Here is a 24,313-nt window from a genome sequence, read left to right on the forward strand (position 1 = left end):
AACAACTTGTCGTTTTACCAATTTATTTACTAATAAATTTGTATAGTATCTTGAAACAGAAAAAACCGATCTTATTCATTTTTAATAGTGCAAAGCAAATTTTATCTGGGCAGCTAGCATCGCATTGCAATATTGTGGAAAGGGGATAACGATTGAATTTTGTATAAATTATCCTTTGACTTTCCCTTAATATATGGGACGACTTATTAATTTCAGATATTTTATATAAAGTAATCAAAGCACTTCTTGACAAATGAGCAACGCAAGAATAAAGATTGGGTCGATATTGTTTGAATTCATTAACCCTTTCTTCAAGAAGTGAAAGCGCAGAAACCAATTCCATATTTTGTAAAACATTAAAATTCGTCAATGAATCTTTTCTTACGCGGTAATAGTAAAGAACCTCATTAATTTTTAAAACGTTTACAGCCTTGGCATTCAGCAAAGGTATTGTTACCGAATCCTCATAGATTATACCCTCTGGAAAAAGATTATTATTATAAAAATCTCGCCGCACAACTCTAATCCAGGGGTAATTATGCATTGCAGAGAGATTTTTTTTCGGCACAGATTCTAATAAAGAGTGATTAAAGTCGTGATTTGAATTTTTAGGTTTCTTGCCATCATGGAATTTCTCATAGTTGTAAATAATTGTATCAACATCATTGAATTTCTTAATTGATTCTTCCAAATATTTAAAAAAAACTGGTGATAGTAAATCATCTGGGTCTAGACATGAAATAAATTTACCAGTAGCATGGCTAATACCATAATTCCTTGCAGTTGATACTCCACCATTCTCTTTATGTAAAACTATCACTCTTTGGTCAGCTACTGCAAACTGCTGAAGTATCTCAGCTGAGGAATCAGTAGAACCATCGTCAATGAAAATTATTTCACAAGATAATGTGCATGATCTAAAAGGTGAAAAAAAGTCTCTAAGATAAGCAGATACATTATAGACAGGTATGATAAAAGAAACATCAGACATTGGTTCTATAAACCCTGTTTTTTGAATGAGCAACCAAGGCGAATACTAAAGGCAGCAGTAAAAGAATAATTTTCCATTCAAACAAAAGATATACTCTGCCCATTAATATGAACTGAATAGCAATGTTAAACACTTTCATTGCTATAAACAGCAATATATAGTCTTTATTCCTTAAAGTATATGCTGTAAACCAAAATGCCAATGACAGGAAAAAGGCCAATATTGCGCATACCAGTAGTGACAAAACTGGTCCAAAGAATAGCAAGATATTCGCAGGGAATGCCATAGTCAAAGCAATTCCCGCCTCTTGATAAACATTGAATAATTGTTGAGGCATAACTAACCCCATCAGATATGACATTCCTGTATTTTCAGGCTGAACTCCGATGCCAAAAAAGTTACCAAAAATATTCGACATATCAATTTCCGCAGAGTTCGCAGTATTTGTCAGAGACCACCAAAGTTGGCTTTGAGCAGCAATACGTGTTTTCAGGGATTCAAATGCGAGCGAACTATCGCCTGAAAGAGAGAAATAGCTAGTCCAAACTAAAGCAACAAAAGCCCCCCCCAGAACTGAGAATAATAATATATTTTTCAATGAAAATAATTTCTTGCTAATTTTTTTGTTCGAGGCAATAAGGAAACATACGCTAAAAAAAAGTAGCATCTGGAAAATTCCCGTGAATTTTTCTCCAACAAGAACTTGCGAGATAATGCCAAGAAGGAACACTCCAAGAATAAATTTACTTTTAGCTTTGGCATATATACAACCAAGAATAAATACTGATTGCTCCACAAACAATCGTACAAGATTGCCCCAAGAAGGAGCAACATTATTCCAGTAATAAAACCTATCCTGACCGTAGTCGTTTGGTCTACCAAACTTAATAAAGAAAAATATCACAACTAAGGTAGCAAAAAGCACAAAGACTGGATATATTTTTTCTATAATAGAATTGACAACATATGAAGTATTTAAATTAACTACTATGCGTTCGTTCATGAAAACAAAGAAATTAGAGGCTATCAAAAAGGTTATTGTCGCCAAGCTAACATTTATAGCTGTTGCCCCATTTAGCGTAGATATTTCTCCGAGTTCAGGTAAAAACACACTTGTTTCAAGAATCAAGCCACTTATTGCTGTTGTTAATACTGACCACAAAAAAAAGCTGCTAATAATAAAAAAATCTTCTTTTTTAATTAAAAAGAAAAAAAGCACAGCCATATAGCCCAGTACGATGACTAGGTTAAATATATCCGAACCATGTAAGATATAGCTTATTAAGAAAAGAGATATCCAGCACCACAACATTAGCATTTAGTGGTCCTTTAATGTGCGAATTATTTGAGAGCTAACCTTATCAACAAATTCAGCCCCTGGAGAATTCGTATAATTTATAGTTAGCGGAAAACAAAGAGAGTCATAAGCACCGACAAATCTAATGTTGTATTCGTTATAATCCGCAGACTGGTTCTGCTCAATATGTTGAATAGCATTTAAGATATCACCGTAGCCTTTACATTGATGCACCAGAGGGTGTCTCATGTAAAATACGTCACCAAAAACGACAACTGGTTTATTCATTAATACGGCTTCATAACCCACCGTACTGGTTAATGTGAATACACCTAATGCTTCTTTTATCAATTCTTTAGAGTTCAGTTTCGGATTAGCAAGTTTAACGTTTGGAAGCTTCAGGATTTTTTTATAGAACTCAAACCCTTCATATCCTGTTGCTGATATATGATCTTTTACCACCAAAAACGTTCCATGCGGTAGACTAAAAGCTAAATTACGAATAAGGTTATACTCATCATAAAATTTAGCAAGAATAGATGTAGATGATTCTGGATGGTAATGCAATGGATACAGATAAAAGGGTTGCGATGTAAGATCTTCATTGAATAAATTTTTTATCTTTTTCACGCAAAACCAACGTTTCACCTCTCTGGAATTCATGTGAAAACTTTTCAGTAATGGGTTTCCCACCTGGAACAAAACATTCTTGCCGACAATGGTTTGCCTTATAGTTTCGCTTATAAAAGTAAGGTCCCGTTTCTTTAAAATTTTGCTCATAAAATTAACGGATGAGAGGCCGTTATTTTTCATATAATCAGGTTGGATATACTGAATATTAGCAATATATTTACTAATTTCTACACGCTTCTCTTCACTGAGTTCAGGCATTGTATCAATCATATTAAATATTGCTTGAGATAAGCTGTCGTCCAAAGATGAAAATAAAGACTTGCCAGGCAAACGACTCGCTGTTAAACCTAAATATTTAACACCGTATTTTTCAGCAACTTGATTTGCAGTATATGCCAATCCGTTTGAAACATTTTCATAAAAAATAAAATCAAACTTTTGTCTGCTGAAAATATTTTCAAAAAAAGAATATAAGTTCTTAGAAACGTGCCCCCAAAAATTGCTGCCAGCAGAATAAACAGAGTGGTAATAGTTATCACGGTCATAATCAGAATATATATTCCACTTATCATACTGACTCAGCAATACAGTATCTTTATCTATTTCAGTATATTCTTCGAAACAAATGATTTCACATTTAACTTCATGAAGCTTATACTTTCTTATGGAAAAATAACTATCGGTAATTATGGTAACATCGACATTTCTATTTATTAATTCTATCGCTAATCTTTTAAACACCGGAGAGAATATTGCATTATTAATTAAGATGATGCCCTTCACCATTGAACTCCTTCACAAATATAATATATTTAACCATTAAGATAAATAAATTAGAACCAATCAAGGCTATTAATATCGCAAGCATACCACTATCAGGTAGTACTTTTACACCGGAGAAGGAAATAATTATAAATAATAGCAATGCGATCGCATTGATACAAATAATTGAAGTGTCTTTCTTCTTGGAGTATAAAACATAGTGATAAGGCAATGACATATTTAAAAAAGATGTTGCAATAACTATTAAAATATACCACATAAAATGATTTGTATATTCAACTTTACCTGTCAACTTAATCATTATATAACAGGCTGGAATGGACAGCATGAAAAGCCCAAAATTATAAAAGAGAATTTTCTTTTTGAATGTTACAAAAGTTTTTTTTGTTTCCACTACATTATTAACTTGAATTGCTTTAACGAGTGAAGGATAGTATCTTGTCACGACCAATACATCAATAACTGCTTGAACGGCAGCTGCTACCCCAAAAAAGAATACATATACACCTAATTTTGGTGATGAAATAAAATGAACTGCAATAACTTTATCTATGTAGTTAATTACTCGAAGACACAGCGTCCCGAGAAAAAAAAGGAATGAAGTTTTGATCCCTCGTTTTAACCATTCGATATTAAACTTGAAATCAGAAATTGAAATCGATTCGAATCTAACAATAAAGATTACACCTACAACTACAGATATTGCTGAAGAAACTAGCCATATATAAAATATTTGTTCTAAGTTAATAAAATGGAAATACAATAATGGCACACATAAATAACACCATACACCTGAGCGAATGAACAATATAAAGTTTGCAATCGTAATTTTTTCTTTAATAATTAATAAACGATAACACTCTTGTGACAGATGTTCCGTGATCGTTAAGACAAATAGCAATCCACCGACCCCTGTGATTGCTGATAATGTTAATAATCCCGGCCAAACAACAGCAAGCAGTAAATAACTAAAAAGAAAGAAAACAACCTGATTAAAAAGTATTTCTCCTGTCTTTTTCGTTACTTTAGGATCTAATATTTCTCTAGTTGAAAAAATATAGAAATCCAAACCAACAAAATAAAGTGACATGACTATTATACTAACATACAAACCATAATTACCAACGTCTTTAACTGTTAAGAATCTTGCGATAGCCATCATTAACAAAAATTTGCCACCAAGCGCAGCTATTCTTAATGACAAATCAAATAAATATGTTGGAACTTTTATTTTTAGCAACATTACACTATCCTAAGAACTCTTAGCCGTCCCTGGCTAATATTTTAATTAAAATGTTCTTTCTGAAGTGGAGTGCCTTTAACAAGATTCCGTGTAGCAACTTTACCAATTACTTCATGATAATTTTTAGGAGCAAGTCCATAACCAGGGCGAATGCTTTTGACATTTTCAGCCGTTAGCTTTTCACCCTTTTTAACATCATTAACAATATAGAGTGAACGACGGAACTTAACATTTCCTTTTTCACTTTCTTTGCGCTCATAATTTACATGGCCTAACGCTTTCCACGCTGTTTTTGCGTCCCTACATAAGGCAATTAACTCAGCGGGTTCAAGCGAGAAACTGTCATCTGGCCCCCCACCATTTCGATCCAGCGTAACGTGTTTTTCAATGACGTTAGCGCCGAGCACAACTGAAGCGACTGCAGTCGTATTATCAATTGTATGATCGGATAATCCGGTAATGACCCCAAAACGCTCAGCCATATCAGGAATAGTCGCCAAATTATAATCTTCAGCTGGTGCCGGGTAACCACTTACGCAATGTAAAACGATAAGTTCTTTACAACCACCTTCACGTGCAGCCGTAATAGCTTCCTGAATCTCCTGCTCGTTAGCCATACCCGTTGAAATGATCATCGGCTTACCTGTTTTTGCGACATACTTTATGAGCGGCAGATCGATGGCTTCAAAGGAGGCTATTTTATATGCAGGCGCGCCCAAATTCTCGAGCAGATCGACGGCGGTAAAATCAAATGGACTGCTGAAAATTGTTATGCCCAGTTCTTTAGCTTTCTCGAACAGTGGCTTATGCCATTCCCATGGCATTTGTGCCCCTTTATATAAATTAAAAAGCGTTTGCCCATCCCACAAGCCACCATGAATCTGAAAATCTTCAGTATCACAATCAATGGTGATGGTATCAGCACGGTATGTTTGTAATTTTATGGCATCCGCACCTGCAGCTTTCGCTTCTTCCATAATCTTAAATGCACGGTTGATGTCGCCATTATGGTTCGCCGAAAGTTCAGCAATAATATAAGGAGGATGATCTTTACCAATTTTACGACCATCAATTGAAATAAATTCGCTCATTGATTTTTCTCGCTGATATATTCGCTGGGTGATAATTTGTAAAATCCAAGACGCTCAAATAACTGATGTGATGTATAATTTTCTGGTAATACCGTTGCAAGTAACACAATACCCTCATGCAGCATTAAAACGCGTTTGATTGATGCACTCGCAACGCCTTTACCTTGACATGCAGATGTCAGGAAAATCGATATTTCATATTTTGCAATGGAATGCTCAACAGGGTCTAATCGAATGACACCACATGATCCATTATTTTCAATGATATAAAAGAACGAATCATCGGCATTTAATTTCCGCTTCATCCATTCAACGTGACTCTCATATGCGGGAATTTCAGGGTTACGCGCGTACTTACGCGTTTGCGGTTCACATTGCAGTTGATAGACAAAATCAATATCGTCGGATGTTGCCAGACGAAGAGTAACATTATTGCCATCTTTAGCTGGCATAATAACTATTTCCTGAATATCCCTGTAAAGCCCTTGTCCATCACATATGTTCATAGCAAGGAGCCGCTGCTCGTGATAATGCGCGAGCAAATCATTGAGTGCGACGTTGAGATCTACTGCGTTAAAATTATCAGCATAGAGTACAATCGCACCAGCGTTAGCCAGGTTGTTTGCAATGGTTTTTTGATTATCCGCGATGGCTACGTTTATCGCAGGTAATCCCATGGCACATCTTTCCCAGGTCGTTCCCCCCATAGCGCCGATTGCGAAATCGTGTTCCATCATCAGTTCTGCCATATTTGACACATTAACGAGAACATCGACGTCATATTTCGATTTATTAGCAAGGGAAATAATTTCGGCACGGTGCGGACAGGCAGCGCCTAATACGACAGTAATTTTTTCTAGGTTTTCAAAAAATGACTGCTCTAAAAACTCCAGCACTTTGCCAGCAACATTATGAGCGTCTACCCCGCCCATGGTTAACAATAGTTTTTTCGGTACGATAATATCCGTTTTACGAGCAATTGATTGATTTCTTAATTTCGAAAACGCAGGATTTAGCAATGCATATTTCGCTCCAGTCAAAATTTTACCTTCTTTTTTATTAAACTGGGCATATTCTTTTGCGCTGCGCTTATAGGTTTGATCAATCAGTAAATCACTACAATGCGGCCGGTTGCAGAGATCATCGATTACCACTAAATGTGCTTCAGGAAAGCGGGCTTTCACTATCGCTTCCCATTCGTGATCAAGGGAGTAGTGATCGACAATAATAATGTCTGGATAAAAACAGTCTTTTATAATTAAATCGATAAATTTCTCAGCATCATCAGCCGGATTTCCATTAAGCCAAGATTTTTCATCCCTAATGTAAGTACTCGACTCGTTTGAAACTGTAATAACTTTGACAGGAAATTTTTCCTGTTTTATTTTTTCCAGAATATTACCAGGATGGTCTTTTGAAATGAAACAGCACCGTGCCCCTGCTTTTTCTAAGCCCCTCGCAAGATTTAGACAACGGATGATGTGGCCAGAACCGATCGAAAGCGATGAGTCAGCCCGCAGAAACACGTTCATTTTTAAACTCCATGGTTTTAAACATCCACTCTGCTATACGCCAGTCTTCTGGAGTATCAATATCCTGGACACGTTCACGCGGAAGTTCAATGGAATAAGAGTCTGCACTAAAAATCGGTTTTTCGTTCAACCAAGCTAATGCTGTGCCCCAATAAAATTGACCAGCATCGTGCCAAGACTCTTCAAGATCTTGGGAGCGAACATGGAACATTTCTGGTGAAAACATGCTTATGCGCTGTTTGTTGCTGACTTTAAGGGCCCGTTGGATAGGATAAGGGAATCTTGTAACCGTAAACGCATAATCGCCTTGCTGTTCACCGAGCGTTGCTAATCCAAGAACAATATCCTCCGCACGAATAAAAGGCGCAGTAGCATAAATACAGCATACAAAATCTAACTCACAACCGTGACTAATGAGCCAATCAGTTGCATGGCGAATAACAGGAATAGTGCCAGCAAAGTCATTAGAAAGCTCTTCCGGACGCATAAATGGCACTTCCGCACCATATTCACGCGCAACCTCAGCTATCTCTTTATCATCGGTAGAGACAATGATTCGATCAAAGACGCCGCTCTTTTGAGCGGCTTCAATGGACCAGGCAATCATTGGTTTCCCACAAAATTCTTTAATATTTTTGCGTGGAATACGCTTACTGCCACCACGCGCAGGAATGATTGCCACGTTCATTTAAAAGAACTCCCGAATGCACTGGATGACGTAATCCTGCTCTTCATCAGTTAAGGTGGAGTACATAGGGATGCTAATCGCACGCGCGTAATATTCCTCCGCGACCGGGTAATCTCCTGCTTTATGCCCTAACTGCTCATAATAAGGTTGAGTATGAACGGGGATATAGTGAACGTTAACACCAATACCTTTGTCACGCAGGTGATCAAACAATGGCTTGCGCATTGCAGGATCTTTTACCGTTAACGGGTAAAGATGTAATGCACTGTAACCACTCTCTGATTGCAGAGGTGTAGATACGGGAATGCCCCCAAACGCAGTATGATAACGTTTTGCGATTTCATGGCGACGCGCCACAAATTCGTCGATACGCTTAAGCTGGGCAACACCCAGTGCTGCCTGCAGTTCGGTCATGCGGTAGTTCAAACCAAGGTCAATCTGCTGGTAGTACCAACCACCTTCAGACGCTTTGGTCATTTTATCGCCGTCACGCGTAATGCCGTGGCTGCGGAAAAGCTGCATGCTTTCAGCCAGTGCATCATTGTTCGTCAGCGCCATACCGCCTTCCGCCGTGGTGATGATCTTAACAGGGTGGAAACTCAGAATGGTGATATCAGCAAAACGGGAGTTACCAATTTTGGCCCCCTGGTAGTTGCCGCCGATAGCATGGGATGCATCTTCAATAATGGCAAAACCATACTCTTTCGAAAGCTGATGAATCGCTTCCATATCGCATGACTGTCCAGCAAACGCCACTGGTACAACGATTTTGGGTAATTTGCCTTCAACTTTCGCCGCAATGAGTTTGGTTTCTAGCGCTGCAACGCTCATGTTGTAAGTCTGCGGATCAATATCCACAAAGCTTACATTTGCATCGCAATAGAGCCCACAGTTTGCCGAAGCTACGAAGGTGTTAGGCGATGTCCAAAGCCAGTCACCTTTTTCCAGCCCCAGTGCCAGGCATGCAATATGAAGTGCAGATGTCGCACTGTTTACCGCAACAGCGTGTTTAACGCCGACGTAATCAGCGATGGCCTGCTCGAACTGTGGAACACATGGCCCCTGAGTCAAGAAATCAGACTTCAGTACGCCTACTACTGCATTGATATCTTCATCAGAGATATCCTGCCGTCCATAGGGGATAAATTTCATTAAATATTGCCTACTTTTTCACGATTATCATCAATCCATTGACGCAGCTCTTCAATGCTCATCCATTCTGCATTGCTATCACTTTCGTAAACGAAGCCTTCTGGAACGCGCTTGCCATCTTTAATTCGTTCTGGAGAATCGCACCAGTTATGGATTGCAGGCAGGATTTTGAAGTGTTCAGGATACTCATAGGTGTAGTGAGCATCTTCAGCGCTGATCATCTGCTCATGCAATTTTTCACCAGGACGAATACCAATCACTTTCTGAGCAGCATCTGGCGCAACGGCTGTTGCGACATCCGTCACTTTCATTGAAGGGATTTTCTTAACGTAGATCTCACCGCCTTCCATATCATTAAAGGCATGCCACACCAGCTCAACGCCCTGCTCCAGTGTGATCATAAAGCGGGTCATACGGTCATCAGTGATTGGCAGTTCGCCCTTGTCTTTAATGGACAGGAAGAAAGGAATAACGGAACCGCGGGAACCCATAACATTACCGTAACGTACTACAGCAAAGCGGGTTTTGGTGGCACCAGAATAAGAATTGCCGGCGACAAACAGCTTGTCAGAGGCCAGTTTAGTCGCACCATACAGGTTCGCTGGGCTACTTGCCTTGTCAGTCGATAGTGCAACTACACGCTCGATACCTTTATCAATACACGCATCAATAACATTCATCGCGCCATTGATGTTGGTTTTTACACATTCGAATGGGTTGTATTCTGCTGTGGGCACGATTTTCGTGGCTGCGGCATGGACCACGTAATCAACACCATCCAGCGCACGGTACAGACGATCTTTATCACGCACATCACCAATGAAGAAGCGGATACGACTTTCATCTTTGAAATGTTTAGCCATTTCCCACTGTTTCATTTCATCTCGGGAATAAATAATAATTTTCTTAGGATTATATTTTTCCAAAGTCATGCGGACAAATTTATTACCGAAAGAACCTGTACCGCCAGTTACCAGAATCGTTTTATTATCAAACATGTTTTTCACCAGAAAATATCAACATATAGGTTGCTACAATTGAACAGATTGTAACCCAGACCCGCAAAGGCATTTTCCCACGCTACCGCCCCTGGCTTTACAGCTACCAGTGCACTGAGAATAATCAAGACGTGTGAGTCTTTACGATCAAAACCAGAAAGATCGCTTACCGGATCAATCGCAAATGTGATGACAATTGTCGTCCTAATTGACTGTAGAAACAAGCAAAAATCGTTAAGTAAAGAAACAAAACGACAACCTATAACTGTCTGTAATATATCATCATTTGTAAAAAAAAACGACAGCACCCACTCACCAGGACTTTACCGTCCGTATGAGGGATTGCTGTCGTTCATCGACATTTGGCCCACGCAATATAATGCGGATCAGTCGTTAGCCAGCAACTTCTCAATCCGGCTTCTGAACTTCTGACCTTCCTTCAGGTTACGCAGGCCATACTTCACAAATGCCTGCATATAGCCCAGTTTCTTACCGCAGTCGTAGCTGTCACCGGTCATCAGCATCGCATCAACAGACTGCTTCTTAGCCAGTTCAGCAATCGCATCGGTCAACTGGATACGGTCCCAGGCACCCGGCTCGGTTTTTTCCAGCTCGGCCCAGATATCCGCGTTGAGAACATAACGGCCAACGGCCATCAGGTCAGAATCCAGCGTCTGCGGCTGATCCGGTTTCTCGATAAACTCAACGATGCGGCTCACCTGCCCTTCCGTCTCCAGCGCTTCTTTAGTCTGGATAACAGAGTACTCGGAGAGATCGCCTTTCATGCGCTTAGCAAGCACCTGGCTACGGCCCGTTTCGTTGAAGCGCGCCACCATTGCCGCCAGGTTGTAACGCAGCGGATCGGCAGATGCGCTGTCGATAATGATATCCGGCAGAACAACGATGAACGGGTTGTCACCCACGACCGGGCGCGCGCAAAGAATGGAGTGGCCCAGACCCAGCGGCTGCGCCTGACGCACGTTCATGATGGTTACGCCAGGAGGGCAGATAGACTGCACTTCTGCCAGCAGCTGGCGTTTTACGCGCTGCTCAAGCAACGCTTCGAGTTCGTAAGAGGTGTCGAAATGGTTTTCTACCGCATTCTTTGAAGAATGGGTAACCAGGACGATTTCTTTGATCCCTGCAGCAACAATCTCGTCGACAATGTACTGAATCATTGGCTTGTCGACGATCGGCAGCATCTCTTTTGGAATGGCTTTTGTGGCTGGCAGCATATGCATGCCCAGGCCTGCTACCGGAATGACTGCTTTCAAATTAATCATTATATCTTCCACCTTAAAATGGTTGACGAATTATAGCTCTTAAACCTGTTTTCGCCAGCATGATTTGCCGTAATTCTCGGGTAATGTTACGCCCTGACCACACTAATTTCTGTAGTTGTAATCTGATTCGATCACAATTACGTACCAGGAATAGTCTCAAAACTGACGCTTGTCGATTATCTGTGCGGAAGCGCAAAATTCAGCCGTTCGGTATTCACCACCTGCTGATCGACCCGGTCAATATCCACCGAACTTTGTCCTTTCTCATTCACTGCTTTAATGTTCGCCAGTGACAGCAGCGTCTCGTCTCTCGCCATGAATTTCCCCCGCACGTCCTTACGCAAGTCGAAATTGATCTTCAGGGCCGGGCCCACAGCGGCTTCCTGCATCACATTGATATTGCGCATAAAAAGATGCTGGGGCTTATTGTGCAGCTCCAGGGTGGCGCGCTGCATCTCAACGTTGGTAATCGCCACAAAGGAGGTGGCGTTGCCGGAGGAAATTTGTATTCCGCGCAGTTTGTACGCAAGCTGGCGATTATCCAGGCGAATGTCGTTCAGCTTAAAGTTCTGAGGTATCGAGAGATAGTCGCCCTTTATTACACCGTAGCCGATCAGCATGCCGGCACTATTGACCATATCGACATTATCAATAATGAAATTATCACAGCCATAAATGGCTACCGTGGCGTTGTCTATTCCCGCCTTCTTGCTGAAGTCAGGAGTGATATTCTTGGCCTTAATATTGCGAATAATAAAGTGCTTACCGTTTTCGACGTGGACTAACTGACGACAGTTGCTGCCGGTGATATTTGCCACCACGAAGTTCTTCACGGTTTGCTTTTCCGGATAAACGTTGTCGTAGGTGCTGCCGGCGAGACCAATGCCGATGCCCCAGTTGATCTTGCCGTTTGTACAGTTAATGTTGTCAATCACATGATCGGAGATCAGGATGTTACGGTCATTAATGGCGACGTTCCACTCAATCGCGTCGCCCTGGAGATGGCTGAATTTACTGTTGGTGATGCGCGCGCCATCTATCTGATTATGGAATCCCTGGCGCAGGATGGCGTAGTTCGCCTGGCTTACGCTGATGTTATCAATCAGCAGGTTGCGCATGACGCGAGGCTTTTTGCCGCCAATGTAGATCTGCGTCACCGGTCCAAAGCCGCTCATTGCCAGCCCTTTGATCACACAGTCTGAACCGCGAATGTCCAGCGTAATGTTCTCCGTGCGGCCGTCACCTTCACCAATCACTTTACTGCCTTCCTGCAGCACAAAGCGTCCGCGACCATTTCCCGTTAACGCACCGCGGATCAACAGCGTTTTACCGTCAGGAATGAAAATGCCCGTATTGATGTTTTTACAGGTGAGCCCGGCAGGGACAACAACGGTGTCGCCTTCGTTAAACGCCTGCTTAAAGGCGGCGATCCAGTCGTTGTTATTGTACTGGTTAACAGAGACCGTCTTTCCGGTTGCCGCCCGCGCAATGCGGGACGACAGCAGCGGCGTAGCCGCCAGGACGGATAAAGAAGAGACAAAGGTGCGTCGGGTAATCTTTTTCAGCATACAACCTCGGCGTTACAACGTTTGCAGCAGGCTCGCTAACTGGCGATTAATCACCTGCTGGTTAAAATCTGCTTCAACTTTTTGTCGGGCGTTGTGGATAACGGGCTCCAGCGCCTGTTGGTCGATGCCGCTAAATTCGGCTAAACGATCCGCAAGGGCCATCGCATTATTCTCCGGTACCAGCCAGCCGGAGTAATCAGACTTGATTAACTCCGGGATCCCGCTGTGCAGGGTCGACACCACCGGAATACCGACGGCCATCGCCTCCATTAACGCAACCGGGATCCCCTCCATATCGCCATCGGCGCCGGTCACGGAAGGCAGCAGGAATACATCCGCCTCATCCAGCATGGCCTTCACCTCGTGGCTTGGCTTAAAACCTGGCATCTCCACGTAATCTTCCAGCTGATACTGTTCGATAAGCGTGCGAAGACGACGCTCCCACGGGCCAATACCGAGAATGCGATAGCGGAAATCCACGCCGCGCGCTCGCAGCTGGCGGCAGGCTTCGATGGCGACGTGCAGACCTTTTTTCTCCGTCAGACGCGCAACAGAGATTATCTGCAGCGGTTTTCCCGGCACCTTGACCGGGCGGCGGGTAAAGCGCTCTAAATCCACGCCCATACGCGAAACGGTGATTTTTTCCTGCGGACAGCCCATGTTTTTCAGACGCCCGGCCCACAGGTCGCTGATGGGCAGCATCATGTCGCCACGGCGGAAAAGCTGCTGATACTCCGGCGTGTAGTGGTTCAATACCTCGCGGCTGGAGATGTCGATACCGTGGAATATGGTCGCAATCTTACCGTCAATCACCCCCAGCTCACGCAGTTTGGCGGCGGTCACGCCCGCCGGGCCAAAGTGAGCAATAAACACATCGGCGCGGTACGCCTGCGCCGTTTGACCACAAATGGCGGACAGGATCAGGTTGCGAGATTCCGCGCCATAGCGGGAAACATTCAGCGCGCGCCAGGTCGATGCACGATGGATCCCGCGTAAGGTCTGGCTGGCCCGGTGGCGCAGCTTATTTACTCTTCCTGAGGGCTCGTCCTGCAGCCAGCGGGTTTTCGCCTCCAGCCCATACTGCGTATACGCCGCATGGGTATTTTGTGTATCGCCCTTTTGCAGGGCGATGATCTCCACGTCGTATCCCATATCGATAAACGCGGTGATTTGGTTCAGCACAAAGGTTTCAGACGACAGCGGAAATTTCAGTAAGAAGAAACCAACCTTCATTTCCCCTCCCGGACGCGGTCGAGCACCGATTTCACCATCCCAATTCCCTTCTCGCGCTCGGCTTTCACCGCGACGGCCAGGCGTTCATTGATGGCAGGCAGTTGCCCCAGGGTATCGCCCACCATCGCGCCAAGCGAACCATCCAGCAGATGACGAATATCAACGGCCATTTCAGGCATGCCAAGCTGCTGCATAATGCCGGCTGACTTGTGCTCGTAGTTAATCGCAATGGCCGGCGTGCCAAAGTTCATCGAAATGATCGCCGAGTGCAGACGCGTGCCCACGGTGAGGTCACAGGCTGAGAGCAATTTGCCCATCTCGAGGTCGTTCAGTTCGTCCATCACCACGTGATAACGGGACGGATCGTTTACCAGGTTGCGCAGGTTCAGCGCCACCATGCGGTCATCTTTGTTATAGCTGTCGATGCCGGTACAGGTTGAAAGCGCCAGCACCTGGTATCCGCTGTCCAGAACACGGTTCACCACGTCAGCGAACGCTTTCTCATACGCCGCCTGGGTGGTGCCTAAACGTTTATCAAACGGTGCAAGTTCGCGCAGGGTGATGGCGACCGTTTTCTGTTTCCCCGCCACGTCCAGCCAGTGCTGCACTGCGTAGCTCGCCTGGAAACTGTCGTCCTGATGATCCACCAGCCAGGCGGTGTCCACCCCGTGTTCCACTTTAGAGGTGTCAATCTCGCTGCGTTTCATCATATCGAGGCTTACCGACTCACGCAGGATCAGGGCATCGCAGTGGCCAAAGACATAGTTTGCCAGCTGGTTAAACTGCGGATCCTGGAACGGCCCGACGCTGTGACCAATCATAAACAGCGGTTTTTTCGCCATGAATGTGCAAAGTGCGTGCTCAAACTGCGGCACACCGTAAAGATCGACGAAGAACGATCCGCCGACCTGAATAATGGCGTCATAGCCCGACAGCAGTCGAACGAAATCCGTGAAGCCCTGAGCAATGGCGATGTTACGCAGCTTGCCGGTATCAGTTACACGGGACAGCAACACCTGGTGCTGATAGCGACGGCGCAGAACTTTCTTCACGCGTCCCATCACGCCGGCAGCGTTGTTGTGCTGCTTCATCTGGCTGTAGAGCGGGTCGCCCATTACCGGGCGGTTCAATAACCAGGAAGAGCTGACCGGATAACGGCTCATCACGTCCACTTCAGTCTCAGGCTTAAGGGTGTTAATCGCATCCAATAAACCGCGCAGAATGGCGCTGTCGCCACGGTTGCCACAGGTATGGTTGCCAAGAATAAGTAATTTCATAATGGCCTCTTAAATAACTAGCCTGCGCGAAGCAGCGTTTTCATTTTTTCGTTACGGCAAAACTGGCGCTTCATCTCCACCACCAGCGCATTACGTGACAGCACAATCATCACGCCAAACGCCAGTGCACCTGCTGCGACCTGTATTGCCAGCATGGCCGCGAGCGGCAGATGGCCAGTGAGCACGATGCCCAGGCCATAGCTCACCGCAAGGGTAGGCAGTGACAGATAAAACGGCAGCCACAGGCTCAGAATGTACTGCCGGTAGCTGGAGCCCAGCACCGGCTTGATCATCACGAAGTAGCTCAGAACGGTGTTGATGATCTGCACCAGCAGAAAACCAAGCGTGACCCCAATGGCGCCGGCCATATGTCCACCGACGATAATCGCCGGAATAAACAGGAACGTTTTAAACACGTTGAATTTGAAGCTGATATCAACCCGCGCTTTAGCCATCAGCAGTGAGCCAATCGGGTTGCCAACGGATCGCAGCAGCCCCACCACGCACAGCAGCTGCAGGATCGGGATAATGCTGTTCCACTTCTCGCCAAACACCAGCGGCACGAAGTTGCTCGAGACCACCATCAGCCCCAGCAAAACCGGGAAATTGATAATGCCCACCACAGAGAGCAGCTTGTAAAAATTGACGCGCAGCTTCTCGGTGTCGTCCTGAATTTTGGCGAACGCCGGGAACAGTACGCGGGTGATAATCGGGTTGAGCTTCATTGGTGGTACTACCGCGACGTTGTACGCCAGGTTGTACCCGCCCGCGACGCTCGCGCCGAGGATGCGTGCCAGCACAAGCGTGGAGAGGTTGGTGTTGACATAGTTGATGATGCTGTCGGCGGTGAGCCACGCGCCAAAACGCAGGTTAGATGACACCGAAGCGAGAGAGAAATGCAGCCCAGGACGGTAAATCTTGCGGCCAAAGTAGCCGAACAGCAGCGTACGCACGGCAGAGTTAACCAGATATCCGAGGATAGCGGTCATGGCCAGCGGCCAGAAATGGGCGCTGACCACGGTAAAGGTAAACCCTGCGAGAACGGCGCTGGTCTCGATCATCCCAATCTTGTTGAATTCCAGCTCTTTCTGCATCAGCGCGCGGAACTGTTGCCCGTGCGGGATCACCACAAAAGCAAACGAGAGCGTACGCATCAGCGGTGCCAGATCGGGGTTGTGCAGCACGCTGGCGATGGTATCGCTCAACAGGAACACCAGCACGAAAACGAACACCCCCAGCCCAACGTTCAGCCAGTAGAGCGTGGTCAGTTCCAGATGGCTGATCTCTTTGCGCTGGATAATCGAGTTAGCAATGCCGAAGTCAGACAACGTATCGGCCAGCGCGATAATCACCAGCGAGACGGTCAGCAGACCGAACTGGTGGTTATCGATAATGCGCGCCAGCACCGTCATCTGCACCAGGCCGAGGCCAATGATGACAATGGTCGCCATCGCTGACCATTTGGCGCCGCTGATGGTTTTTTCACGTAAGCTCATCTTAGTACGCCGCTTTGTTCACGAAACCTTTGAAGATGGTCAGAAAGACGATCTTGATATCGAACCAGAGGCTCCATTCACGGATGTACTCCAGGTCGAATTCGATGCGTTTTTCCATTTTTTCCAGTGTGTCGGTCTCGCCGCGCCAGCCGTTGATCTGCGCCCAGCCGGTAATGCCTGGCTTCACTTTATGGCGCAACATGTAGCCTTCAATCAGCGAGCGGTACTGTTCGTTGTGAGCCACGGCATGGGGACGGGGTCCGACAATCGACATGCCACCGGTAAAGACGTTGATAAACTGCGGCAGCTCATCCAGCGAGGTACGGCGCAGGAAGTTCCCCACCCGCGTAACGCGTGGATCGTTCTGCGTCGCCTGGGTCACGACCTTGTCGTTCTCCATCACCTTCATTGAGCGGAATTTCCACACCATGATGGGCTTACCGTCCATGCCGTAGCGGGTCTGACGGAAGATAACTGGGCCCGGGGAGCTCAGTTTCACCGCCAGGGCAATGCAGCACAGCACCGGGGAGATCAGCAGTAAGATCAGTGAAGAGAGCACGATATCTTCCAGGCGCTTGAGCACGCGATTGATACCCGACAGCGGGGTGTCATACAGCGGCACGACCGGCACGCCGTTCACTTCTTCAATACGGGAGTGGAGGATGTTAAAGGTAAAGACGTCCGGGATCAGGATCACCGAACAGGTGGTATCGGCCAGTTCACGCATCAGTTTCTTGATGCGGGATTCATCTTTCATCTGCATCGCGATGTAGACGTTATGAATTTTGCCGGCTTTCGCGTCCTCAATAAGCTGTTCGTAATTACCGGCCCAGTCTGAAGGCACGCCGCCAGGCTTCGCGTCGTGATAAATCCCGACCACTTCAAAACCTAACCATGGCTCTTTGCGGAAGCTATCGAGAAGCACCTTCCCTACCGGCAAATCCCCCGCCACGGCGACAAAGCGACGGTTATAACCGCGGTTACGCAGCCAGCCGGCGCCAAAACGGATCAGGGTGCGGCATACCACCATGCCGACGCTGGTAATCAGGTACCAGCACAGATACGTCACGAGGCGATTATCAAAATCATGGCTGAATGCCACCAGCCCTGCGCTGAAGATCAGGCTTAATGTCCAGTTCTGCAGCAACAGCATCAGTTCGGTGGTCATTTTCACACCACGCCACGAACGGTAGAAGTCGGTCATCCCCCCGATCATCTGGAACACAACCAGCGCAATCAGCGCCATGAGCAGATGCATGTAGAAGAAGGATTGCCCGCTTACCCAACTCACCACCCATAATCCGCCGACCATGATGGTGATATCAGAAAAACGCTGCACCATGGAGATTAACGATGCATTCGTTCTCGCTCGTTCGCGTTTTTTTAGATTCGTCATCGTTGTTCCTTTAGTTCAACACCTGCCCCCTCACCCCATATCAGGGGGAGGGGGAAAGCTATTTACTGATTCAACAGCGCCAGAATGTCCTTCGTTCGCGCTTCCATCAGCGCGGTATCCGCGCGGGATTCCACGTTCAGGCGCACCACCGGCTCGGTATTTGAAGAGCGCAGGTTAAAACGCCACTGCGGGAACGCCATGCTGATGCCGTCGGTACGGTCAATTTCCAGCGCATGGAGGGCAAAATGCTGCTCCACGCGGGCAATGGCCTCGGCCGGCTGCGCCAGTTTGCTGTTGATTTCGCCACTTGCCGGGAAGGCCGCCATGCGGTCGCGTACCAGCTCACCAAGGGTCTGCCCTTTCAGACACAGCAGCTCGGTCACCAGCAGCCACGGGATCATCCCGCTGTCGCAGTAGGCAAAATCACGGAAATAGTGGTGGGCGCTCATCTCGCCGCCATAAATGGCGTCTTCTTCGCGCATACGCTCTTTGATGAAGGCATGACCGGTTTTGGACATCACCGGCTGGCCGCCCGCGGCGTTCACCACATCCACGGTGTTCCAGGACAGACGCGGATCGTGAATGATCTTCGCGCCCGGGTTCTTCTCGAGGAACGCTTCCGCCAGCAGACCGACAATGTAGTAGCCTTCGATGAACTGGCCTTTTTCGTCGAACAGGAAGCAGCGGTCGAAATCGCCGTCAAAGGCGATACCCATATCGGCACCGTGTTCGATGACCGCGTTACGGGTGTCGTCGCGGCACTCCGGCAGCAGCGGGTTCGGGATACCGTTCGGGAAGTTGCCGTCCGGGGTGTTATGGACCTTAACGAAGGTTACCGGCACGTTCAGGGCCTTAAAGCGGGCTTCGAGCGCATCCACCACCGGGCCGGCCGCGCCGTTACCGGAGTTGATCACCAGCTTCAGCGGTTTCAGGTTTGCAACGTTGATGTAGCCCAGCAGGTGGTCGATGTACGCTTTACGCAGGTCGATCTGCTTATAGCTGCCGCGTTTCGCTTCATTCACCGGCGGGAAATCGTTAGCTTCGGCGAGACGCTGTACGTCACGCAGACCGGTATCGCCGCTGATAGGACGCGCGCCCTTGCGCACCAGCTTCATACCGTTGTAGTCCATCGGGTTATGGCTGGCCGTCACTTCGATACCGCCGTCCACGCCGAGGTGGAAGGTGGCAAAGTAAATCTCTTCGGTACCGGACAAGCCGATATCCAGCACGTCTACTCCCGCATCCTGCAGCCCTTTTGCCAGCGCCAGCTTCAGGGACTCACTGGTCAGGCGCACATCGCCGCCCAGGACAATCGTTTGTGGCTTAAGATATTCGCCGTATGCGCGGCCAATGCGCCACGCAATGTCTTCATTCAGCTCTTCGCCCAGCTTGCCGCGAATATCGTAGGCTTTAAAACAGGTTAATTTTTCCATGATGACCCCTTTTTCAGGCAACAGTTGGCCCGCCCGATTAACAGGCAAATTTGTTTTTATTCATTCGCAGGCCGGATGCGCGAAACGCTATCCGGCTTTAGAGACGGCGCTATACCCGCCCGTAACGGTCCTGGAAACGAACAATATCGTCTTCTTCCAGGTACGAACCGGAGCGCACTTCAATTAAGTCGAGAGGAATTTTCCCCGGGTTTTCCAGACAGTGCGTGGCCCCCAGCGGAATATAGATTGACTCGTTTTCGCCCAGCAGTTTCACTTCGCCATCAATCGTGACTTTGGCGGTACCCGCCACCACGACCCAGTGCTCGGCACGGTGGTGGTGCATCTGTACCGACAGCCCCTCCCCCGGTTTCACGGTGATGCGTTTCACCTGGTAACGTTCACCGGCATCGATGGAGTCATATTTGCCCCACGGACGATACACCTCGCGGTGGATATGGTGTTCATGGCGACCATCGGCCTTGATCTTCTCCACCACTTTTTTAACGTCCTGCACGGCATTACGGTCAGCAATCAGCACGGCGTCTTTCGTCTGTACGACCACCAGATCCTTCACGCCAACTGTGGTCACCAGACCGGACTCGGCGTAGACATAGCTGTTTTCCGTTTTGTGGCTGATAACATCACCGTGATGGACGTTACCCTCCGGGGTATGGGCGCTGATCTCCCACAGGGAGGACCAGGAGCCAACATCACTCCAGCCCGCATCCATCGGTACCACAACGGCATCGGCCGTGCGTTCCATTACCGCATAGTCAATTGACTCTTCCGGGCAGGCGAGGAAAGACGCTTCGTCAACACGGATAAAATCGAGATCCGGATCCACTACCGCCATCGCTTTCTCGCAGGCGTCCAGAATATCCGGGCGATATTTGCGCAGCTCTTCCAGGTAACGGCCAGCGCGGAACAGGAACATCCCGCTGTTCCAGTAATATTCACCGCTGGCCACATACGCCTGCGCGGTTTCCAGATTCGGTTTTTCGACAAACTGCGCCACGTCAAACGCTACGCTGTCGCCTTCGCCCGGGGTCACATTGCCACGACGAATATACCCGTAGCCGGTTTCCGGAAGGTCCGGCACGATGCCGAAAGTCACCAGTTTGCCGTTTTCGGCGTAAGGAATAGCCGCGCGTACCGCCTCGCGGAACGACTCTTCCTGTTGAATAACATGGTCTGCCGCCAGAACCAGCATCAGCGGATCGCAATCCGGGCTGCTGCGTTTGGCCGCCAGCGCCGCCAGCGCAATCGCGGGGGCGGTGTTACGTCCGGCAGGCTCCAGAATGATATTTTCTGTGAGTTTGTTCAGCTGACGCAGCTGCTCGGCGACAATAAAGCGGTGTTGTTCGTTACAAATCACCACCGGGCTTTCACACTCCACACCCTGCAGGCGGTTAACCGTCGTCTGCAGCATGGTGAGCTCCCCTTTCAGGCAGAGGAACTGTTTTGGATAGAGCACGCGGGACAGCGGCCACAACCGGCTACCAGAGCCACCTGCCATCACAACCGGATACAAAGTGGTTTGACTCATGATTTATCCCCGTATATCTGCAATAAATTGGCTCAGCACGTTCTCTTTCTCGAGCGTGCGTTCGGCATATTCACGTGCCACCGTGTTCGTTTTTGGCATGGCAAGTGCCCGTTCAATGCCAGTGACCAGCGCCGGGACCGATTCCGGTTCCACGCAAACGGCGATCCCCGGATAGCTGTCGCACAGCTGGCCTAATTCTGTTTCGGCTTCCGCCGTGATCACCGCGTTACCGCCCACTGCCAGAATGTTGGTCAGCTTGGACGGCAGCACCGCGTCTGCCGCGCCGCGCTTTTGTACTACCAGATGGCAGTCGCCCATCTTCAGCAACGCAGGCAGTGCCTCGTAAGACTGAAGCGGGAAAAATTTCACGTTCGTCAGGCCGCGCTCGCTGGCCATCTTTTCCAGTCGCGCTTTTCCGCCGCCCTGCCCGACGATGACAAACATCCAGGGTTGATGGCTCAGTTGCTGTGCGGCATCGATGACGCTCTCCAGCCCCTGCTTCTCGCCGATGTTGCCTGAATAAAGAATGATTTTTTGGTCGTCAGGCAGACCGAGCTGAGCGCGTAGCGCCTGAGCATCACTGTCTGTCACGTCGCGAAAACGCGCCACTTCAGACCAGTTGGGGAAAAAGATCACTTTTTCCGCCGGTACGCCCTTCTCCTGCGCTTTGTTCATCATTGAGCGCGAGATGGTCGAGACATAATCCACGTTATGCAGGCCGCTGCGCTCGAAGGCGCTGGCGAGTTTCGCCACCTTCCCGCTCTTACTTTTGCCGGCCATTCCCAGGCCGAGCATGGCGTCCACTTCATAATCCTGAATGTGAAGCAGCGTGCGCGCGCCGGAGAGTTTACCCAGCAGGCGCATGCCTGGGGTGCAGAACAGCGTTGGCACCACACCGATAATGCGATCCGGCTTCCAGCGACGTTGCGCCATCAGCGGGAAGAAACTGCTCAGGGCAAAGCTGCCCAGATGAAGTAACCGCTTCAGCGTTGAGGGCTGTTTCGGCACGTACAGCGGGCAACGCCAGACGGTCGCGGCACCCTCTTCGCGACGGTAGCGCCAGCCTGAATAGCGCTCACCTACTTTCCATTCCGGGTAGTATGGCGGCGCGGTAATGACCCGCACGTCATGTCCCTGGCTCGCCATCCACTCGACCATTTCGCCGGTGTATTTACCGATTCCGGTTAACTCCGGCGAATAGTTGATTCCGTACACCAGAATTTTCATAAGCCCGGCACTCCGGACTGACGATCGGCCAGGAAATAGGCACGACTGTTGTCATGCACATTGTCACTGGCCAGCAACGCCTCTGGCGTCTGCCAGCGGTAGTCGTCATGCTGAGAATCAGGCAGACGCAGGTCTGCCTCACTCACCTTCAGGCGAAAACCGAGTACCACATAGTGCGTGGTGAAACCGGTGCCCGAAAAGTTATCGTCATAGAAGTGCTGCCAGACCCCGTAAAACTGGCCTGCCGCCATCGGCAGTTGCAGGCCCAGTTCCGCCAGAGTGAGACGCTCAAAAGCATTTTCCAGCGTCTCATCCTTCTGCACGCGCCCGCCGGGCACGAACCAAAAGCCCTGTGCAGGACGGTTGGTTCGTTTTCCCAGCAAGAACTCGCCGCGTTCGTTTTCCACCACCAAATCAATTGAGATGAGCGGAGTGGAACGCACTACCGTGGCAAAATCTTCCTGACTTAAAAACATCATTACCCCCGGAAGCGGTGCTGGTTTTCAAGGAACCACTGGTAGGTGCTTGCCAGCCCCTGCTCCAGTGATACCTCGTGATACCAGCCCAGCTGATGCAGACGGGTCACGTCCAGCAGTTTGCGCGGCGTGCCGTCCGGTTTGGTGGCGTCAAAGACCACGCGGCCTTTGTAACCCACCACCTGCGCGATGGTTTGCGCCAGCTCACGAATGGTGCAATCCACGCCAGTACCGACGTTAATGTGCGACAGCATCGGTTCGGTGTTTTCCTGCCACACCTCACGATCCAGCTCCATTACGTGGATGCTGGCAGCCGCCATGTCATCCACATGCAGGAATTCACGCATTGGCGTCCCGCTGCCCCACACCACCACATCCGGTGCATTTTCGGCCGTTGCTTCGTGGAAACGACGCAGCAGCGCCGGGATCACGTGCGAATTGCTCGGGTGGAAGTTGTCATGCGGTCCGTACAGGTTGGTCGGCATCACCGAACGATAGTCGCGGTTATACTGACGGTTGTAGGATTCGCACAGCTTGATCCCGGCAATCTTGGCAATCGCATACGGCTCGTTGGTTGCTTCCAGCGTGCCCTGCAGCAGTTCGCTCTCAGCGATCGGCTGCTTCGCCATTTTCGGGTAGATACAGGATGAGCCGAGGAACAACAGCTTATTCACGTTGTGCAGATGCGCTGCGTGAATGATGTTGCTCTCAATCATCATGTTCTCGTAGATGAAATCCGCCGGATACGTGTTGTTGGCAACAATGCCGCCCACTTTCGCCGCCGCCAGATACACCTGGTCAATACGTTCACTGGCGAAGAAGTCCTGTACCGCTTTGCTGTCGAGCAGGTTCAGCTCGTCACGGGTACGGACAATCACGTCGACATCACCGCGCTGTTCAAGCTGGCGAACAATCGCGGAACCCACCATTCCGCGATGACCCGCGACAAAAATACGTTGTTTTGTCATTC

Annotated in this window: 20 protein-coding genes; all 20 read right to left on the reverse strand. The window is 48.0% G+C overall.

Going from position 1 to position 24,313, the window contains the following annotated elements:
- Nucleotides 1-22 precede the first annotated feature (22 nt).
- Nucleotides 23-991 carry a glycosyltransferase gene (locus HV340_RS14665; protein WP_072255709.1) on the reverse strand — a complete coding sequence of 323 codons (969 nt, stop codon included), beginning with the start codon at nt 989-991 and terminating at the stop codon, nt 23-25.
- Nucleotides 984-2,309: a DUF6418 domain-containing protein gene (locus HV340_RS14670; RefSeq protein WP_059305475.1), complete on the reverse strand. Its 1,326-nt coding sequence runs from the start codon at nt 2,307-2,309 to the stop codon at nt 984-986. Before HV340_RS14670 ends, HV340_RS14665 begins: the two co-directional genes overlap by 8 nt.
- On the reverse strand, nt 2,310-3,707 hold the full coding sequence (locus HV340_RS14675; protein WP_059305474.1) for a hypothetical protein: 1,398 nt from the start codon (nt 3,705-3,707) through the stop codon (nt 2,310-2,312).
- Entirely contained in the window at nt 3,682-4,947 is a 1,266-nt protein-coding gene (locus HV340_RS14680) for a hypothetical protein (protein ID WP_044857610.1), read from the reverse strand. Before HV340_RS14680 ends, HV340_RS14675 begins: the two co-directional genes overlap by 26 nt.
- Nucleotides 4,948-4,988: 41 nt before the next feature.
- Nucleotides 4,989-6,038 (reverse strand): pseudaminic acid synthase, encoded by a 1,050-nt coding sequence (gene pseI / locus HV340_RS14685; RefSeq protein ID WP_044857609.1) that lies wholly within the window; start codon nt 6,036-6,038, stop codon nt 4,989-4,991.
- Complete coding sequence (pseG, locus tag HV340_RS14690; RefSeq protein ID WP_044857608.1) at nt 6,035-7,570, reverse strand: UDP-2,4-diacetamido-2,4,6-trideoxy-beta-L-altropyranose hydrolase; 1,536 nt, start codon at nt 7,568-7,570, stop codon at nt 6,035-6,037. Before pseG ends, pseI begins: the two co-directional genes overlap by 4 nt.
- Nucleotides 7,548-8,258 carry a pseudaminic acid cytidylyltransferase gene (gene pseF, locus HV340_RS14695; RefSeq protein ID WP_044857607.1) on the reverse strand — a complete coding sequence of 237 codons (711 nt, stop codon included), beginning with the start codon at nt 8,256-8,258 and terminating at the stop codon, nt 7,548-7,550. The genes pseG and pseF overlap by 23 nt, the downstream gene beginning before the upstream one ends.
- A complete protein-coding gene (gene pseC, locus HV340_RS14700; RefSeq protein ID WP_044857606.1) occupies nt 8,259-9,410 on the reverse strand; it encodes a UDP-4-amino-4,6-dideoxy-N-acetyl-beta-L-altrosamine transaminase in 1,152 nt (383 codons plus the stop codon).
- Nucleotides 9,410-10,408: a UDP-N-acetylglucosamine 4,6-dehydratase (inverting) gene (gene pseB / locus HV340_RS14705; RefSeq protein ID WP_044857605.1), complete on the reverse strand. Its 999-nt coding sequence runs from the start codon at nt 10,406-10,408 to the stop codon at nt 9,410-9,412. Before pseB ends, pseC begins: the two co-directional genes overlap by 1 nt.
- Before the next feature lie 386 nt (nt 10,409-10,794).
- Nucleotides 10,795-11,691, reverse strand: a complete 897-nt coding sequence (galF, locus tag HV340_RS14710) for a GalU regulator GalF (RefSeq protein WP_020883269.1) — start codon at nt 11,689-11,691, stop codon at nt 10,795-10,797.
- A 176-nt stretch (nt 11,692-11,867) separates the two neighbouring features.
- A complete protein-coding gene (wcaM, locus tag HV340_RS14715) occupies nt 11,868-13,259 on the reverse strand; it encodes a colanic acid biosynthesis protein WcaM (protein ID WP_181216079.1) in 1,392 nt (463 codons plus the stop codon).
- A 12-nt stretch (nt 13,260-13,271) separates the two neighbouring features.
- Nucleotides 13,272-14,492, reverse strand: coding sequence for a colanic acid biosynthesis glycosyltransferase WcaL (gene wcaL, locus HV340_RS14720; protein ID WP_059305472.1), 1,221 nt, complete (start codon nt 14,490-14,492; stop codon nt 13,272-13,274).
- Nucleotides 14,489-15,769 carry a colanic acid biosynthesis pyruvyl transferase WcaK gene (gene wcaK, locus HV340_RS14725; protein ID WP_032678527.1) on the reverse strand — a complete coding sequence of 427 codons (1,281 nt, stop codon included), beginning with the start codon at nt 15,767-15,769 and terminating at the stop codon, nt 14,489-14,491. Before wcaK ends, wcaL begins: the two co-directional genes overlap by 4 nt.
- Before the next feature lie 17 nt (nt 15,770-15,786).
- Complete coding sequence (gene wzxC / locus HV340_RS14730; RefSeq protein WP_014170812.1) at nt 15,787-17,265, reverse strand: colanic acid undecaprenyl disphosphate flippase WzxC; 1,479 nt, start codon at nt 17,263-17,265, stop codon at nt 15,787-15,789.
- A gap of 1 nt (nt 17,266) precedes the next feature.
- Nucleotides 17,267-18,661, reverse strand: coding sequence for an undecaprenyl-phosphate glucose phosphotransferase (wcaJ, locus tag HV340_RS14735; protein ID WP_014170813.1), 1,395 nt, complete (start codon nt 18,659-18,661; stop codon nt 17,267-17,269).
- A gap of 62 nt (nt 18,662-18,723) precedes the next feature.
- On the reverse strand, nt 18,724-20,094 hold the full coding sequence (gene cpsG / locus HV340_RS14740; protein ID WP_032680630.1) for a colanic acid biosynthesis phosphomannomutase CpsG: 1,371 nt from the start codon (nt 20,092-20,094) through the stop codon (nt 18,724-18,726).
- Between the two features lie 109 nt (nt 20,095-20,203).
- A complete protein-coding gene (gene cpsB, locus HV340_RS14745; protein ID WP_014170815.1) occupies nt 20,204-21,640 on the reverse strand; it encodes a mannose-1-phosphate guanyltransferase in 1,437 nt (478 codons plus the stop codon).
- Nucleotides 21,641-21,643: 3 nt separating this feature from the next.
- Nucleotides 21,644-22,867 (reverse strand): colanic acid biosynthesis fucosyltransferase WcaI, encoded by a 1,224-nt coding sequence (wcaI, locus tag HV340_RS14750; protein WP_059305471.1) that lies wholly within the window; start codon nt 22,865-22,867, stop codon nt 21,644-21,646.
- Nucleotides 22,864-23,343, reverse strand: coding sequence for a GDP-mannose mannosyl hydrolase (locus HV340_RS14755; protein ID WP_072126435.1), 480 nt, complete (start codon nt 23,341-23,343; stop codon nt 22,864-22,866). Before HV340_RS14755 ends, wcaI begins: the two co-directional genes overlap by 4 nt.
- A gap of 2 nt (nt 23,344-23,345) precedes the next feature.
- Complete coding sequence (locus tag HV340_RS14760) at nt 23,346-24,311, reverse strand: GDP-L-fucose synthase (protein WP_014170818.1); 966 nt, start codon at nt 24,309-24,311, stop codon at nt 23,346-23,348.
- Between the last annotated feature and the right edge of the window lie 2 nt (nt 24,312-24,313).

Origin of the sequence: Enterobacter sp. RHBSTW-00975, from assembly GCF_013615235.1 — a bacterium.
GTDB lineage: Bacteria > Pseudomonadota > Gammaproteobacteria > Enterobacterales > Enterobacteriaceae > Enterobacter > Enterobacter ludwigii.

What these genes read in the sequence shown, in the direction of transcription:
- HV340_RS14665 (WP_072255709.1), bottom strand. Translation starts at nt 991, where the DNA reads ATGTCTGATGTTTCTTTTATCATACCTGTCTATAATGTATCTGCTTAT.
- HV340_RS14670 (WP_059305475.1), bottom strand. Translation starts at nt 2,309, where the DNA reads ATGCTAATGTTGTGGTGCTGGATATCTCTTTTCTTAATAAGCTATATC.
- HV340_RS14675 (WP_059305474.1), bottom strand. Translation starts at nt 3,707, where the DNA reads ATGGTGAAGGGCATCATCTTAATTAATAATGCAATATTCTCTCCGGTG.
- HV340_RS14680 (WP_044857610.1), bottom strand. Translation starts at nt 4,947, where the DNA reads ATGTTGCTAAAAATAAAAGTTCCAACATATTTATTTGATTTGTCATTA.
- pseI (WP_044857609.1), bottom strand. Translation starts at nt 6,038, where the DNA reads ATGAGCGAATTTATTTCAATTGATGGTCGTAAAATTGGTAAAGATCAT.
- pseG (WP_044857608.1), bottom strand. Translation starts at nt 7,570, where the DNA reads ATGAACGTGTTTCTGCGGGCTGACTCATCGCTTTCGATCGGTTCTGGC.
- pseF (WP_044857607.1), bottom strand. Translation starts at nt 8,258, where the DNA reads ATGAACGTGGCAATCATTCCTGCGCGTGGTGGCAGTAAGCGTATTCCA.
- pseC (WP_044857606.1), bottom strand. Translation starts at nt 9,410, where the DNA reads ATGAAATTTATCCCCTATGGACGGCAGGATATCTCTGATGAAGATATC.
- pseB (WP_044857605.1), bottom strand. Translation starts at nt 10,408, where the DNA reads ATGTTTGATAATAAAACGATTCTGGTAACTGGCGGTACAGGTTCTTTC.
- galF (WP_020883269.1), bottom strand. Translation starts at nt 11,691, where the DNA reads ATGATTAATTTGAAAGCAGTCATTCCGGTAGCAGGCCTGGGCATGCAT.
- wcaM (WP_181216079.1), bottom strand. Translation starts at nt 13,259, where the DNA reads ATGCTGAAAAAGATTACCCGACGCACCTTTGTCTCTTCTTTATCCGTC.
- wcaL (WP_059305472.1), bottom strand. Translation starts at nt 14,492, where the DNA reads ATGAAGGTTGGTTTCTTCTTACTGAAATTTCCGCTGTCGTCTGAAACC.
- wcaK (WP_032678527.1), bottom strand. Translation starts at nt 15,769, where the DNA reads ATGAAATTACTTATTCTTGGCAACCATACCTGTGGCAACCGTGGCGAC.
- wzxC (WP_014170812.1), bottom strand. Translation starts at nt 17,265, where the DNA reads ATGAGCTTACGTGAAAAAACCATCAGCGGCGCCAAATGGTCAGCGATG.
- wcaJ (WP_014170813.1), bottom strand. Translation starts at nt 18,661, where the DNA reads ATGACGAATCTAAAAAAACGCGAACGAGCGAGAACGAATGCATCGTTA.
- cpsG (WP_032680630.1), bottom strand. Translation starts at nt 20,094, where the DNA reads ATGGAAAAATTAACCTGTTTTAAAGCCTACGATATTCGCGGCAAGCTG.
- cpsB (WP_014170815.1), bottom strand. Translation starts at nt 21,640, where the DNA reads ATGAGTCAAACCACTTTGTATCCGGTTGTGATGGCAGGTGGCTCTGGT.
- wcaI (WP_059305471.1), bottom strand. Translation starts at nt 22,867, where the DNA reads ATGAAAATTCTGGTGTACGGAATCAACTATTCGCCGGAGTTAACCGGA.
- HV340_RS14755 (WP_072126435.1), bottom strand. Translation starts at nt 23,343, where the DNA reads ATGTTTTTAAGTCAGGAAGATTTTGCCACGGTAGTGCGTTCCACTCCG.
- HV340_RS14760 (WP_014170818.1), bottom strand. Translation starts at nt 24,311, where the DNA reads ATGACAAAACAACGTATTTTTGTCGCGGGTCATCGCGGAATGGTGGGT.